12 protein-coding genes are annotated in these 15,197 nt (G+C 62.2%); 7 read left to right on the top strand and 5 right to left on the bottom strand.

Annotated elements, in window-relative coordinates:
- Positions 1–10: 10 nt before the first annotated feature.
- Complete coding sequence (locus F758_RS0127825) at positions 11–2,113, top strand: bifunctional rhamnulose-1-phosphate aldolase/short-chain dehydrogenase (RefSeq protein WP_024510966.1); 2,103 nt, start codon at positions 11–13, stop codon at positions 2,111–2,113.
- 213 nt (positions 2,114–2,326) lie between these two features.
- Here the strand turns inward: F758_RS0127825 and F758_RS0127830 are convergent, their stop codons facing one another.
- Positions 2,327–2,638 carry a hypothetical protein gene (locus F758_RS0127830; RefSeq protein ID WP_024510967.1) on the bottom strand — a complete coding sequence of 104 codons (312 nt, stop codon included), beginning with the start codon at positions 2,636–2,638 and terminating at the stop codon, positions 2,327–2,329.
- A gap of 281 nt (positions 2,639–2,919) precedes the next feature.
- Positions 2,920–4,047: a CapA family protein gene (locus F758_RS0127835; protein ID WP_024510968.1), complete on the bottom strand. Its 1,128-nt coding sequence runs from the start codon at positions 4,045–4,047 to the stop codon at positions 2,920–2,922.
- A gap of 121 nt (positions 4,048–4,168) precedes the next feature.
- Here F758_RS0127835 and F758_RS0127840 point away from each other — a divergent pair, with 121 nt between their 5' ends.
- Positions 4,169–4,618 (top strand): YbhB/YbcL family Raf kinase inhibitor-like protein, encoded by a 450-nt coding sequence (locus tag F758_RS0127840; protein ID WP_024510969.1) that lies wholly within the window; start codon positions 4,169–4,171, stop codon positions 4,616–4,618.
- A 25-nt stretch (positions 4,619–4,643) separates the two neighbouring features.
- Here the strand turns inward: F758_RS0127840 and F758_RS0127845 are convergent, their stop codons facing one another.
- Positions 4,644–5,057 carry a hypothetical protein gene (locus F758_RS0127845; RefSeq protein WP_024510970.1) on the bottom strand — a complete coding sequence of 138 codons (414 nt, stop codon included), beginning with the start codon at positions 5,055–5,057 and terminating at the stop codon, positions 4,644–4,646.
- Between the two features lie 16 nt (positions 5,058–5,073).
- Positions 5,074–5,295, bottom strand: coding sequence for a hypothetical protein (locus tag F758_RS0127850; RefSeq protein WP_024510971.1), 222 nt, complete (start codon positions 5,293–5,295; stop codon positions 5,074–5,076).
- Positions 5,296–5,686: 391 nt separating this feature from the next.
- Between F758_RS0127850 and F758_RS0127855 the strand changes: the two genes are divergently transcribed.
- The 5 genes from F758_RS0127855 to cysN all read left to right on the top strand — a co-directional run bounded on the left by F758_RS0127855 (position 5,687) and on the right by cysN (position 13,141).
- The gene (locus F758_RS0127855; RefSeq protein WP_157450182.1) at positions 5,687–6,121 is read left to right on the top strand and encodes a peptidoglycan-binding domain-containing protein; all 435 of its coding nucleotides are present in this window, start codon (positions 5,687–5,689) and stop codon (positions 6,119–6,121) included.
- A 255-nt stretch (positions 6,122–6,376) separates the two neighbouring features.
- Positions 6,377–9,040, top strand: coding sequence for a hopanoid transporter HpnN (hpnN, locus tag F758_RS0127860; RefSeq protein WP_024510973.1), 2,664 nt, complete (start codon positions 6,377–6,379; stop codon positions 9,038–9,040).
- Positions 9,041–9,495: 455 nt separating this feature from the next.
- Positions 9,496–10,308 (top strand): 3'(2'),5'-bisphosphate nucleotidase CysQ, encoded by an 813-nt coding sequence (gene cysQ, locus F758_RS0127865; RefSeq protein WP_035723287.1) that lies wholly within the window; start codon positions 9,496–9,498, stop codon positions 10,306–10,308.
- Positions 10,309–10,337: 29 nt separating this feature from the next.
- On the top strand, positions 10,338–11,258 hold the full coding sequence (gene cysD / locus F758_RS0127870; protein WP_024510975.1) for a sulfate adenylyltransferase subunit CysD: 921 nt from the start codon (positions 10,338–10,340) through the stop codon (positions 11,256–11,258).
- Positions 11,258–13,141 (top strand): sulfate adenylyltransferase subunit CysN, encoded by a 1,884-nt coding sequence (gene cysN, locus F758_RS0127875; RefSeq protein WP_024510976.1) that lies wholly within the window; start codon positions 11,258–11,260, stop codon positions 13,139–13,141. Before cysD ends, cysN begins: the two co-directional genes overlap by 1 nt.
- 111 nt (positions 13,142–13,252) lie before the next feature.
- Here the strand turns inward: cysN and F758_RS0127880 are convergent, their stop codons facing one another.
- Positions 13,253–14,593, bottom strand: a complete 1,341-nt coding sequence (locus tag F758_RS0127880) for an MFS transporter (protein WP_024510977.1) — start codon at positions 14,591–14,593, stop codon at positions 13,253–13,255.
- Positions 14,594–15,197: the final 604 nt, after the last annotated feature.

The following is a 15,197-nucleotide window of genomic DNA, read 5'->3' on the forward strand; positions in this document are numbered from 1 at the left end:
GGAGAATTCCATGTCAGACGCACACGCTGCAGCCCGGCTCGCGAACCTTTGGGACGACGCCAAGGCGACAGGGATGAGCGAACCCGAGCGGCTGGTATATCGCTCCAACATCCTCGGCTCCGACAAACGCGTCACCAACTATGGCGGCGGCAACACCTCGTCCAAGATCTGGCAGACAGATCCGCTGACCGGCGAGCAGGTCGAGGTCCTTTGGGTGAAAGGCTCCGGCGGCGACAGCGCCACGATCAAGCTCAACGGGTTCGCCACCCTTTACATGGACAAGCTGCGCGCGCTGAAGCGCCTCTACCGCGGGCCGGCGCACGAAGACGAGATGGTCGGCTACCTGCCGCACTGCACTTTCAATCTCAATCCTCGAGCGGCTTCCATCGATACGCCTTTGCACGCCCTCGTGCCAAAGCCCTTCGTCGACCACATGCATCCCGACGCGATCATCGCGATCGCGGCGGCGAAGGACTCGAGGATACTCACGCAGAAGATCTTCGGCGACCGGATCGGCTGGCTGCCATGGAGACGGCCAGGCTTCGAGCTTGGCCTCTGGCTCGAAAAATTCTGCCAAGAGAACCCCGAAGCCAACGGCGTCGTGCTCGAAAGTCACGGGCTGTTCACCTGGGGCGACACGCCAAAGCAATGCTACGAGACGACCATCGCGACGATCAACAGAGCGATCCAATGGCTCGAGGCTGAAACCAAGAGTAAGTCGGTCTTCGGTGGAGCTGCGGTCAAATCGCTGCCCACCGAGCAGCGGCGGGCCATTGCCGCCAGATTGATGCCGAAGATTCGCGGGTTGATTTCGGCCGGAAGCTACAAGCTCGGCCATTTTGACGATTCCCCACCTGTGCTGGAGTTCGTCAACTCGAACGATCTGCGGCCGCTGGCGGCCCTCGGCACATCGTGTCCCGATCATTTCCTGCGCACAAAGATTCGGCCGCTGGTGATCGAGTTCGACCCTGCCAAGCCTGATGTCGACGCCGTGCTTGCCCGCCTGTCCGGTGTGATCGATGCCTATCGCGCGGACTATCGGGCTTATTACGACCGCAGCAAACGCTCGGCATCGCCAGCCATGCGCGACCCGAACCCTGTGGTCTATCTGATGCCCGGCGTAGGCATGTTCACCTTCGCCGCCGACAAGACGACGGCACGCGTTTCCGGCGAGTTCTACGTGAATGCGATCAATGTCATGCGCGGTGCCTCGGCCGTTTCGTCCTATGTCGGCCTGCCCGAGCAGGAAGCCTTCGACATCGAATACTGGTCGCTCGAGGAAGCGAAGCTGCAGCGCATGCCGAAGCCGAAATCGCTGGCAGGACGCATCGCGCTCGTCACCGGCGGCGCCGGCGGCATCGGCAGCGCGGCCGCTACGCGGCTGCTGCGTGAAGGCGCATGCGTCGTCATCGCCGATATCGACGCGGCCTCGCTCGCAAAGACCAATGAGGAGCTCGGCGCCGCCTTCGGCAGGGACTGTGTGCGGCCGGTGAAGCTCGACGTCACAGAGGAAAGCGACGTCGCCGCCGCCTTCGTCGACTGCGCGGTTGAGTTCGGCGGCATCGACATCCTGGTTTCCAATGCCGGCATCTCGTCGTCCGCCTCGATCGTGGATACCCAGCTTTCCACGTGGAACCGCAATCTCGATATCCTGGCGAAAGGCTACTTTCTCGTCTCGCGCGAGGCGTTCCGCTATTTCATGCAACAGCAACTCGGCGGCAATATCGTCTTCATTGCATCGAAGAACGGGCTTGCCGCCTCACCCAATGCCGCCGCCTACTGTACGGCGAAGGCGGCCGAGATCCACCTCGCCCGCTGCCTTGCGCTCGAAGGTGCGGAGCATCAGATCCGGGTGAACACGGTGAACCCCGATGCGGTGCTGCGCGGCTCCAAGATATGGACCGGCGAATGGCGAGAGCAGCGTGCTGCGGCCTATTCGATGCACCCGGACGAGCTGGAAGAACACTATCGCAAACGTTCGATGCTAAAGCGCTCGGTGTTTCCAGAGGATGTCGCGGAAGCCGTATATTTCCTAGCCTCGGACTCGTCGGCTAAATCGACCGGCAACATCATCAACGTCGACGCCGGAAACGCCCAGAGTTTTACGCGCTGATCGGTCACCCGCCGGCGCACGACGCCTGCGGGCAAGCGCCGGACCGGATCGGCTTGCCTTTTGCCTTGAGCGGACAGGCACATCACTGCGTTGCTGCGTTTCGCTCAAAGCGCTTGTTCTCGGCGATGAACCAACGGGCCGTCCATACCCCGCCAGCACGCGATCAGCCCCGGTGATGGATTGCCCGCTGCCGGGTGGCGCGCGCTGCGCAACTCACTCCGGGTCCATGGAGACGACCACGAGCCCGTCAACCTGGATCAGAAAAGCCATCGTCGGCTCGTCCGAGGCCGGGGCTAAATGAATGGCTCGTTCGAATGCGGCGATCTCATCGCGGCCCGCCGGCCGGGGCGCCAGGGTGGACGTGGCGGTGCAGATCGGAAGGCCCACTGAGGTCAGGGCGCAAAGATCGGCTCTGAGATCCGCATCACGCGAAATCTCGGCCGCCTCGTCGACGCTAGCGGCCTCGAAGGCCAGCGTCGGCCTGCCGTCCACCTCGAGGACAAAAATCTGCCGTTGGTTGCCCAAGAACTCACTCACCAATCAAATTGAACGTCAGCCGGTCGACTATGTCTTCCGGAGCGTAACGAACGTAGGAAATGATCAGCGCTTCTTCATATAGCGGGTAGTTTTGGCGATGAATACGGTAATTGGACGGTAAAATTCTCCGCCCGAAAAAGGCTGCGACGGCGACATCGGGGGTAAGCCTTCCGTTTGTACGGCAGGCGGTTTCAATTCAGCTCGAACGACAAGCTCGACGCTTTCACGGCCGCGGCAAATAGACAAGCACGCATCGGTTTCGGTTACTCTCAGGCCGTTGCCGCCACTGGCGTTACCTCGAGCTGACGATCGGCTCTCAGCGCAACCTGCGTGGCGAAGCGCCGGCACTCCCGATCGAGCGTCTGCTGGAGCCAGGCTATGTCCGAACCTGAGGGAATGCAGAGGCGGAAATTCCTGATCTGCAGGGGAGCAAGCGTGAGCGCACGGAGCCGTCCATCGGCCGTTTCCAGATCCGCGAAATACATCAGCACCAGATCGTCGCGGTAGCGCTCGTACCCGCCGATGCCTTCGTAGTCGTTGAGAAAGTCGCCGCACCCATACAGAATGAGGCGATCGCGATAGATCTCGATGGCGCGCGGATGATGCGACGAATGACCGTGAACGACTGATACGCCGGCCTTGTCGATCAGCGCGCGCGCGAAGATCCTCTGCTCATGGGAAACGTGGTAGCCCCAATTGGATCCCCAATGGATCGAAACCACGACGAGGTCGCCCGGCTTTCTGATTGCCGCGATCTGGCCGGCAATCTCCGATGCGCTCGCCTCGGACAGATCACCGAGCACGTTGACGCCGGCGGCGTGGTCCGTGGCGGCCCAGTCATAGGGGACGCCGCTCGAGGGCGATCCGAATGAAAAGATCAGCAGTCGCGTCTCGGCGAGCTCGAGCACCGCAGGCGAGCCGGCTTCCCGCGCATTGTGGCCCGCGCCCGCTGTGCTGATCTCGAGCCCTTCCAATGTCGCAAGTGTCTCATTCAGGCCGCCGGGTCCCCAATCGAGCACATGATTGTTGGCCAATACGCAGCAATCGATCTTCGCGGTTGAAAGACATTCCGCATTCTCGGGGCTCATGCGGTAGTTGATCCCCTTCTCGGCGCGATCGTCGCTCCGCGTTACGGCCGTTTCGAGGTTGATGATCCGCGCATCGGGCTGCATGCGCTCGAATTCGCCCAGCGCCGCGCCCCAGACGTAGGACGGGCCGTTGCGCCGCGGGATGGGCCCGCTCGCGCGCTCCGCCAGCAGCACATAGGCCTCCGCGGAGCGCAGATAATCCTCGTCAATTTCCGGGCTGCAGGGATGTGCCAGCACCTGGTCGATGCCGCGGCCGCACATGACGTCTCCGCACAGGAAGAGCCGTACAGTATGTGATCGGTCTATCATCGATTTTGATCCGATTGCACGATACCATACGAGAGCTACTGCTGGCCTACTGCGGCGAGCTGCAACTGGAAGAACTCGTCAAGTCCGAGCCGATATCTCCTGCAGCCACATGGAGAAAACCATGAAGCTCGTTTCAAGCGCCTTCGCCGACGGTGCGGCAATTCCACGACGCTTTACCTGCGACGGCGAGAACCTCTCGCCGCCCCTGCAATGGTCCGGCGCGCCCGAGGGCACGCACAGCTTTGTCCTGCTTTGCGATGATCCGGACGCGCCCGGCGGCACATGGCATCACTGGGCGATTTACGACATGGCCCCGACCGTCGCCCAACTCGCGGAAGGCGCCGCACAGAAGACGAACATGAAGCAGGCGGTGAACGACTTTCGCAAAACGGGCTATGGCGGGCCGTGTCCGCCTCGCGGCCATGGCCCCCATCACTATCATTTCAGGCTGCTTGCCCTTTCGGCCGACCATCTGCGGCTCGAGGGCAATGCGTCCTGCCGCGACGCCGAGCGCGAGGCCCGCAAGTCCACACTCGCGGAAGCCATTCTCGTCGGCTGGTATGAACGATAGGCGAACCCGCGCCGGAGCCGGGTGCTCACCGCAGGACGCGGAATTGCGCCGCCTTTGGCAGAAACCTGTTTGCGACCGCCAGACTGGCGGACTCGGCTGTTTCCAGCGCGATTTTTTGCGCAAGCATCACATCGCCTGCCACCAGATAGCCTGAGGGCACGAAGCACCAGCCCATCCTCGGACGGCCGATCTCATCGAGCTCGTAGACGTTGGTCATCGTCCCCTCATAGATCCGGTACTTTCTTCCGCTGTCGGAACCGATGACGTCGAAATAGCCTTTGGCTTCGAACTGCGCGCGCTGCGCCGGCGAGAGCCAGTCTCGCAGCAAACGCAGCCCGCGCGCTTCGCGCGTATTTTCCGCTCGGAACTTGCGGTAGAGCGCCCGCAGACAATCGAAACGTGAGCGTTCCGTCGTTGCGGCTCGACGAAACAAGGACATGGTCCGGCGGAGACGTTTAGCCGCCGACCAGCCGCGGGAAGAATAAGGTTTCTTCTGCGGCCGGATCAAACGACCTGATGCGCGTGACCTCGCCCGGGCCGGTTCGGACCGCGGCGGTAAACCCGCGCCCTGTCAATTCTTTAAAGCGTGCCTCCGCCTTCGCCAGCGCCTCGAAGTCCTTTGCATCGAAGTGATGACGAGTGTCGCCGCTGTGGTCCATCACGATGTGCGTCGCCATGACCAATCTCCTCGCGAATGGTTCGATTTCCGCGTTCGAAGCAGGCAATGCTTTTTGCCCTGTTGCTGTTCCAATTTCCGCTCCATCAACGTAGCAGAAATGGCCAACGGGCTAAAATCGCAAACACGACGCCGGATGAGTGGCTGATCGATGGCCCTCAGGCGTCGCCCCCAGTTGGCCCGGGCCATTATAGGCGATTGACTGGCCGGTCCCAAGTCTTGCGACGCGCAAATGACCGCAATGTGAGGGGCCATGGCGGGCCCGGCCCTTCCGAGCTTGCGGAGTTTTCACGTTTCGTACCCGATCTCGCAGAAACGATGAAATTTTGCGCGCGTTGACCGCAAAGCCGAAGCAATTGCGGCTGTTCAACTCCATAACCAGCGAGGATCACATGAGAAAGATCGCCATTGCGCTGCTCGCATCTACCGCGACTGGCACGCCCGCGATCGCTGCATCGAATAACCAGCAGCAGCCACAAACGAAACAGATGCAACCGCAAACTCAGGGCCAAGTGCAGCCGCAAAATAACGCGCAGCAAAATGCGCAGAGCCAGGGGAACAGCAATCAGCAGCAGGCGCAAAACGATCAGATCTCGCCGCACAACCTGTCCCGCGGCGAAATCCGGCAGGTGCAGCAGGCGCTCGACAAGAACGGCTTCAGTGCGGGCCCGACGGACGGCCGCTGGGGACGCGAAACCGAGAACGCCGCCAAGCAATTCCAGCAGAGCAAGCAGATCCAAGCGAATGGCCAGCTTGATCAACAAACCGTCGCCGATCTCGGATTGGATGTGTCGCGCTTCTCGCAGTCGCAGGGCGGTCGGAAGTAGCCCGGACAGCCGGGGCGCCCAGGCGCGTCTCCGTAACCCTATAATTTTCCATTCCGATTCACCCGCGCGGAGCTCTCCGGCCCCGTCCAAGTGGGCGACGGCGCACGGGTTCGTGTCCGCTTGACGCAGCAGCGGCGGAACGTTCCGCGCATGACCGCCTTATTACACGAGCCGCACCATCCTCAAGCTGCGGCCCTGCTTCGAACATAACTCGTCTTGAGTGGAACATCGGTACTTCAGCAGTTCAAGCGTCCGATGATGAACAAAGCGATTGTCCGGCTAGTCGATCTATGCGCGCGCCATCGGCGGATTGTCATCGTCGCCGGAATAGTTGTGCTGCTCGGAACAACGATCTTTGACCTCGCGCGTTTCTCCATCAACACTGACATCGAGGCATTGATCGCGCCAAACCTGCCCTGGCACCAACGTCAGACGCAGCTCACGCAGGCCTTTCCGCAGAGGGGGATCTCGGCGGTGGTCACGGCGCCGACCGCCGAAAATGCGGACCTCGCCGCCGATCAACTGGCGCAGGCCCTTGCCAAGAATCCTGACCTGTTTCGTCAGGTCGCGCGACCGGACAGCGGCGATTTCTTCGAGCGCAACGGGTTGCTGTTCGGCTCGCTGTCCGATGTGAAACGCACCGCCGAGGGGTTGAGCCATGCGCAGCCTTTCGTGGCGGTGGTTGCCGCCGATCCCAGCCTGCGCGGCGTCATGGACGTGCTCTCCTCCGCAGCACAAGGCGTCCAGGCCGGCAGACTGAAACTGGAGCAACTGGCGTGGCCGCTTTCGCTCGCCAAGAACACATTGAACGACGTGCTCGCGGGCAGGCCGGCTTTCTTTTCCTGGCAGGAGCTCCTGCAGGGTCACGCCCTGCCCGTCCATCAGCGTCGACATTTTGTCGAGATCGCGCCCAAACTCGATTTTGCCGCTCTGCAGCCGGGCCGCGCCGCAGCCGAGGGCATCCACCAGGCCGCTGCCGATCTCAAGCTGAAGGAGAATCTTGGCGCCACAGTGAGCCTCACCGGCCAGGTGCCGATGAACGACGATCAGTTCTCCGTGATCCGCAACAGTGCGTTGCGCGACACCCTGACCGCCGTGCTCGGGGTCTTGATCGTGCTGTGGCTCGCTTTGCGTTCCTTCAAGCTGATCGCTTCGGTGTTCTTCAGCCTGATCGTCGGGCTGGCGGCAACCGCCGCACTCGGCCTTGCGATGGTCGGCTCCTTCAACCTGATCTCGATCGCATTCTTTGTGCTGTTCGTCGGTCTGGGCGTCGACTTCGGGATTCAATTCAGCGTACGCTATCGCACGGAAAGGTACGAGCTTGGCAACCTGCGGCAAGCGCTGTGCAGCGCGGCGCACAAAGCCGGAAAGCCGCTTGCGCTCGCCGCCGCAGCGACCGCGGTCGGCTTCTTCGCCTTTCTGCCGACGAGCTATCGCGGCCTTTCGGAGTTGGGATTGATCGCCGGATGCGGCATGCTGATTGCTTTTATCTGCAGCATTACGCTGGTGCCGGCGATGCTGATGGCGCTCAATCCGCCGGGCGAAGCCGCTCCCGTCGGCTTTACAAGCCTTGCCCCCGCTGATGATTTCCTGCAGCGCCACCGCATCGCCGTGATAGCGGCGACCTTTCTCGTCGTGCTGGCGGGCATCCCGCTGTTGTTCCATCTTCAGTTCGACTTCAACCCGGTCAACCTGCAGAATCCGGACTCGCCATCCGTCGTGACTTACCGGCAATTGCAATCCGAGCCGCAGACCAGCGGCAATGACGCCGAGGTCCTGGCGCCGTCGCTCGCGCAAGCCGACACGATTGCCAAGCGGCTCGCAGCGGTTCCCGAAGTCTCGCAAGCGTTGACGCTCGACAGCTTCATTCCGGCCGACCAAGACCAGAAGATCGCAGCCTTGCGCACAGCCGCGCAGGCGCTCGGCCCGGCCTTGAATCCACGGGGACGAAAGCCCGCACCGAGTGATCAGGATAATGTCGCGGCGATCCGCGGTGCTGCGGAGGCGCTCTCCAAGGCAGCCGCCGGCGCCACCGGCCAGCCAGCCGAGGACGCGCGCGAAGTCGCCACCCTGCTCAACCGCCTCGCCGAGGACGCGCGCGAAGTCGCCACCCTGCTCAACCGCCTCGCCGAGGCAAATGCGGATGTCCGCCGGAAGGCCGAGACCGCGATCATTCCGTCCTTGAATTACGATCTGGACCGGCTCCGTAAGAGCCTCTCTCCGCAAATGATCACGATCCAGAGTCTGCCGCAGGATCTGGTCCGTGGATGGCTTTTGCCCGACGGGCGCGCCCGCGTCGAGGCGTTGCCGAAGGGCGATCCGAACGACATCAATGTGCTGCGGAAATTCGCCTCCGCCGTTCTGCAGACCGAACCGTCGGCGGCGGGAGCTGCGGTGAGCTATTACGAATCGGGGCGAACGGTCACCACGGCGTTCATCGAGGCGGGGATCCTGGCGCTGGTCGCGATCACGATCCTGCTGATCATTGCCTTGCGGCACATCACCGACGTCCTGCTCACGCTCGTCCCGCTGGTTCTCGCCGGCGCAGTGACATTGCAAATTTCCGTCCTGTGGGGCCTGCCGCTCAATTTCGCGAATATCGTCGCGCTGCCGCTGCTGCTCGGCGTCGGCGTCGCCTTCAAGATCTACTACATCATGGCCTGGCGCGCAGGCAAAACCGGACTGTTGCAATCGACGCTGACGCGCGCCGTGGTGTTCAGCGCCATGACCAATGCGGTCGCGTTCGGCAGCATGTGGGTGTCGAGCTATCCGGGCATGTCGAGCATGGGCAAAATGATGGCGCTCGCGCTGGTGTGCACCATGGCGGCGGCGGTTCTCTTCCAGCCGGTGCTGATGGGGCGGCCGCGCCAGATCCAGCCTCTCCCCGAGGCGCCTCCTCTGTCCGAAGCCGCTGAATAGGTGCTTCCGGGCGCGTGCGCGCCATCTGGCCGCCGCGCCGCGCCGCCTTCGCGCGAATATTTTTAGTTCGAGGGCAGGATCTGCAAAAAGCAAAGAAACGCGCGTTGCGCGCGCTCCGCGCATAAAGTTCTCCTATCCGGCGCAGCCCTGGTGGAAAATTCGAAACAGCGGCTGGAAAATCGTAGGGGCCGCCGGGCCTTCCTGAACGCAACGAACGGGCGAGAGCGCTGGCGCAGAACGTTTCTCCGTGCTTGAAGCCTCTTCGATGCAGCTTGGCTTGATGGAGCCTAGCGACGCGCCCCGAGAGAGATTCGTAGGAATTGCTTCAAGGAACTACTATATTACCCCGCTATCGAGATCGCCGGAGGCCTGTGGCCGCGATTCTGCAGCCGGGCTATAGGGCCAGGCGCCGAGGATCAGTCAGCCGGCTCGATCCGATCAATGCGGAGCGCCCCTTGAGCGAGAGATGCAATTTGCACGAGCTGGACAAACTCGCACGCTTGTTTGGCTTGATCACCGTGAGCGCCGGCAAGGTCATCATGAAGGCTTGGGCCAATATCGACCGCCCCGATTACAAGGCGGACGGCTCGCCTGTTACGGCCGCCGATCTCGAGGCCGACGAGGTCATCCGTCATTGCCTCGAGCAGAACCTGCCCAACCTGCCCGTGGTCACTGAAGAGACCTGCACAAGCGGCCAACAGACCAGTGCCGAGCGGTTTGTCCTGGTCGACCCGCTCGACGGGACCAAGGAGTTCATCCAAGGCAGGTCCGAGTTCACGGTCAATATCGCGCTGATCGAGCGTGGAACGCCCGTTGCGGGCGCGGTCTACGCGCCGGCCCTGCATCAGCTCTATATCGGCGGCGCCGAAGCCTACAAGCTCGACACGAGGCTGGACGCGAACAGCGTCACCTTCAGCAAAATGCATCCTATTTGCGTCCGCAACGCGCCGCCTGAGGGATGGCGGGCCGTCGTCAGCCGCTCGCATCTCGACGCCCAGACCAAGGAATGGATCGCGCAACACCCGATCGCCGATCTGCGGCCCTCCGGTTCGTCGCTCAAATTCTGTGTCATCGCCGAAGGCGAAGCCGACGTTTATCCTCGCATGGGCCCGACCATGGAATGGGATACGGCGGCGGGCCACGCTGTTCTGCTGGCCGCCGGCGGCTGCGTCACGGATCTCGCCGGCCATCCGATGACCTACGGCAAGCCGGGTTACCGGAATGGCAATTTCATCGCGTGGGGGGCAGCCCCGGAAACTTCGATATGAACGCTACGGCTCAAACTGATTTTCAATCCATGGTCAAACCGGCAAACCGTACGCTGCCGCGGCATTTGCGGCGCCTGGAAGCGGAGTCGATCGAGATCATGCGCGAGGTGGCGGCCGAGTTCAAAAAGCCGGTGATGCTCTATTCCATCGGCAAGGATTCCAGCGTGATGCTGCATCTTGCGGTGAAGGCGTTCTATCCGGCCAAACTGCCCTTCCCGCTCCTCCATGTCGATACGACCTGGAAGTTTCGCGAGATGATCACCTTCCGTGACCAGACCGCCAAGCGGCTCGGGGTCGATCTCATCGTGCACATCAACAAGGAAGGGATTGAGCGCGGCATCAATCCGATCACATCGGGGTCTTCCCTGCACACGCAGGTCATGAAGACGGATGCGCTCAAGCAGGCGCTCGACCTCTACGGCTTCGATGCGGCGTTCGGCGGCGCACGCCGCGACGAGGAGAAAAGCCGCGCCAAGGAGCGCATTTTTTCCTTCCGCTCGCCTGGACACATCTGGGATCCGCGCAACCAAAGGCCGGAGCTTTGGAATCTGTTCAACACCCGGATCAGGCAGGGCGAAACCATGCGCGTGTTTGCGCTGTCGAATTGGACGGAGCTCGATGTCTGGGAATACATCATGCTGGAGAAAATCCCGGTCGTCCCGCTCTATTTCGCGAAACAGCGTCCCGTGGTGCGCCGAAACGGCACGTTGATCATGGTCGATGATGAGCGCCTTCCACTCGAACCGGGCGAGACGCCCGAACCGAGGATGATCCGTTTCCGGACGCTCGGCTGCTACCCGCTCAGCGGCGCTATCGATTCCGAGGCTGCGACTATCGAGGAGATCGTCGCGGAGATGCAGGTCGCGAAAGTCTCGGAACGCCAGGGACGGCTGATCGACAGCGATGAAGCGGCCTCGATGGAGAAAAAGAAGCGGGAAGGCTACTTCTGATGGATACGGCCACCATGCAGGGGCTGGGCGCGCCCGAAAGCAAGGATCAGCTACGTTTCATCACCTGCGGCTCGGTCGACGACGGCAAGTCGACACTGATCGGCCGGCTGCTGCATGACAGCAAGATGATCTATGAGGATCAGCTCCAGGCGTTGGCGCGCGACAGCACAAAGCACGGGACGACCGGCAGCGACATCGATTTTGCCCTCCTGGTCGACGGGCTCGAGGCGGAGCGCGAGCAAGGCATCACCATCGACGTGGCGTACCGCTTTTTCACCACGCCACGGCGCTCCTTCATGGTGGCGGACACGCCGGGCCATGAGCAATACACCCGCAACATGGCCACCGGCGCTTCCAATGCGCAACTCGCGATCATCCTGATCGATGCCCGCAAGGGCGTGCTGGTCCAGACCAAGCGCCACTCCTTCATCTGCTCGCTGCTCGGCATCCGCCACGTCGTGCTGGCGGTGAACAAGATCGACCTGGTCGACTACCGCAAGGAGGTGTTCGACCGCATCGTCGGCGACTACGTGGCTTTCGCCTCCACGCTGGGCTTCACCTCGATCGTGCCCGTTCCGATCTCCGCGCGATATGGCGACAACATCATCGACCGGTCCGGCAACACGGAATGGTATCACGGCCCATGTCTGCTGGATTATCTCGAGCGCGTCGATATCCAGTCCGAGGTGGGCGGCCTGCCGTTCCGTTTTCCGGTGCAATGGGTGAACCGCCCCAACCTGGACTTCCGCGGTTACGCCGGCACTGTCGCCTCCGGCAACGTTGCGCTGGGCGACGACATCGTGGTGGCAGCCTCGGGCCGGACCTCGCGGGTCAAACGGATCGTGACCTATGATGGCGATGTCGCGAGCGCGGAGGCTGGCGACGCAGTGACGATCACGCTGGAAGACGAGATCGACATCAGCCGGGGCGATATGCTGGCGAGGCCCACGGAGCGCCCGGAGGTGGCCGATCAATTCGCGGCCCATGTCATCTGGATGGATCAGGAGGCCCTCGTTCCCGGCCGGTCATACGCGCTCCGGGTCGGCACCCAGTTGATCCCAACCGGCGGCATCACCGCGATCAAATACAAGATCGACGTCAACACCAGGGAACATCTGGCAGCCCGAACCCTGGGCCTCAACGAAATCGGCTTCTGCAACATCGCCACCGCCCTGCCCGCCAGCTTCGATGCCTATGAGGCGAACCGGCGCACCGGATCGTTCATCATCATCGACCGCTACACCAACCGCACGGTCGGCGCGGGAATGATCGCATTTCCCTTGCGGCGCGCCACGAACATCGCTTGGCAACCGCTCACGGTCGGCAAACAGGAGCGCGCCGCGCTGAAGCACCAAAAGCCGTGCATCATCTGGTTCACCGGGCTCTCGGGCGCCGGCAAGTCGACCATTGCCAACATGGTTGACCAGAAGCTGTTCGCACGATCGCATCACACGATGCTGCTGGACGGCGACAACGTCAGGCACGGGCTCAATCGGGACCTCGGCTTTACGGAAGCCGATCGCGTCGAGAACATTCGCCGCGTCGGCGAGGTGGCAAAGTTGATGGTCGACAGCGGCCTGATCGTGATCTGCTCGTTCATCTCCCCCTACAAGGCTGAACGCGACATGGTGCGCAACCTGGTCGGCGACGGCGAGTTCATCGAGGTCTTCGTGGATACGCCAATCGAGGAGTGCGTGCGGCGCGATCCCAAGGGGCTCTATTCGAAGGCAAAGTCCGGCAAGATCAAGAACTTCACCGGCATCGACGCACCCTATGAACCGCCGCTGGCGGCGGAGGTTTATCTCCAAACCGTCGGAGACTCGCCAGAACGCCTCGCCGAGAAGGTGATCGACAGTCTGACCACGCGCGGGATCATCGGTTAAGACGGGATCCGCGGAGAAGCGTCTGGATTGTTTCGCTTGCGGCCGCAATGACCGACGGATGTTGTACGCGCGCGTTGTCTCGAGTCGCCCAGTTCGGCGACGGGTGTGGATTTATTCCGTGGGGCTCGCGCCGACTTTTAGAGGATGCATCTGCGGATCAGACATCGCGTCCATATCCGACGCCGTGATCGGTCGATCGACAGCAAAGAGATAGCAGCCTGCCGAGACAACCCCAATCAGCGCGCCGACGACGAGCGCCGGCACGAAGGATCCCGTCTTCTGCGCGATCAGCCCCGTGACGGTAGGCGCCAGCGCACCTCCGAGATAGCCGCCGAAATTTTGCACAGCCCCGATCGAAGCCGTGCAGTTGGTCGGGACCGCGACCGAACTCAAAGCCCAGGCGCAGGTGCTCGTGACGTAGACCAGAAACAGGGAAAGCGAGATGAACGCGATCGCCAGCGCATTGCTACTGACATAGGCTGCGGCGACGGTGCAGGCGGCAGTTCCGAGCAGAGCGATGGCGGCCGGATAGCTGCGGCTCTTGAGCGGCGCGACACCCCGGCGCACCAACATGTCGGCGATGTATCCGCCGAACACGCCACCGATGACTCCGCAGGCAAATGGAACGGCCGCCGCCCATCCGGTGTATTTGACGCTCATGTGGCGTTCGATCTCGAGATAGCCGGGCAGCCAGGCGGTGTAGATCCAGGTCAAATAGATGCAACCGAAATAGCCGAAGACCATGCCCCAGGTCGTGCGGAAGCGGAACAGCAGCTTCCACTCGCGAAACGTCACCTTCGTTCGCTGGCCGGGCGGATCGCCTTGCGTCCGGTACCTGTTTTCTTGCTGGGTCAGCGCAAGTTCGTGGGGATTGCGGTAAAGCGAATACCACACGGCCGCGACGATCAAGCCGGCGACGCCCATGATCACGAACATCGCCCGCCAGCCGAATGTCAGCATCAGGAATGTCAGCAACGGTACGGCTATGGCCGTGCCGAGCGACGACGCACAGTTGAAAACGCCGGTAGCGAGGCCACGATCACGCTGATTGAACCAATCGCGGACGACCCGCGCACCGGTCGGGAATTGCGGTGCCTCGCCGAGGCCGAGCAGAACGCGGGCTCCGAAGAATTGACCAAAGCTCTGCACAAGACCGCCGAGGAGCTGGGCCAGGGACCACAGGCTCAGACCTAACGTCAACAGGATTCGCGGGCCCAGCCTGTCGACCATGGCGCCGGTGGGCAACTGCGCGAAGGCGTAGGCCCAAAGGAAGGCGGAGAGCAGGTAACCCATATCCGCAATGGATAACCCGAGCTCCTCCCGGATCAGCGGGTTGGCAACGGCCAAAGTTGCCCGGTCGATGTAATTGACCACGCCTGCCACGACCAGCATGGTCAGCGCGACACGCTGGATCAACTTGAGACGCGGTGTCGCCTGCTCTATCCCGGACATCATTTCCTCGCTTGTTGTTTGGCGCGACACTAGTCAGCGCCTTGGTATCGATCCAGAGCGCCGCTTGCGGGATCTGTATGCGGTCTCGACATGCGCCGGCGACTTGACACGCACGCTCGGGCGGTTTGTTTGCGGAAGAGTTGCTGTGAGGTGGCGGCGTCACGGGAGCGAAACCGTGAGCGTTTGCCGCCAGCACAAGGATCCTGGAACCGGAAATTGCGTCTCTGCGTGCCGGCCCTCTTGCTCAACCATATTTGGAGCTGAAACGCCCGGCTAACCGACGCGTCCGGCGGGGGTGACCGCGAGCCCCGCGACATAAGTTGCCGCTTGCACTGGGCCACGCATTGTCCGAAAAGGCCGGCTCAGCCCATCGGGCCACGGCCACCGGTAGGACTTCAGATCGGGAAGGCGCGACGTCCTCTTCACCCGCAATCTCGCGGGCGATATAGGGTCCAACGAGCCGTGGACTAATCCGGTCCTTCGATCAAAGCCCGAGGCCGATTTCCCGGTGCGGAGCTTCGAAAGATTGCTGGACTTTCAACGAATTGTGCGGGATTTTTGATGGCTAAAAAACGGGCACTCATAACCGGAATCACCGGTCAGG

Origin of the sequence: Bradyrhizobium sp. ARR65, from assembly GCF_000472385.1 — a bacterium.
GTDB lineage: Bacteria > Pseudomonadota > Alphaproteobacteria > Rhizobiales > Xanthobacteraceae > Bradyrhizobium.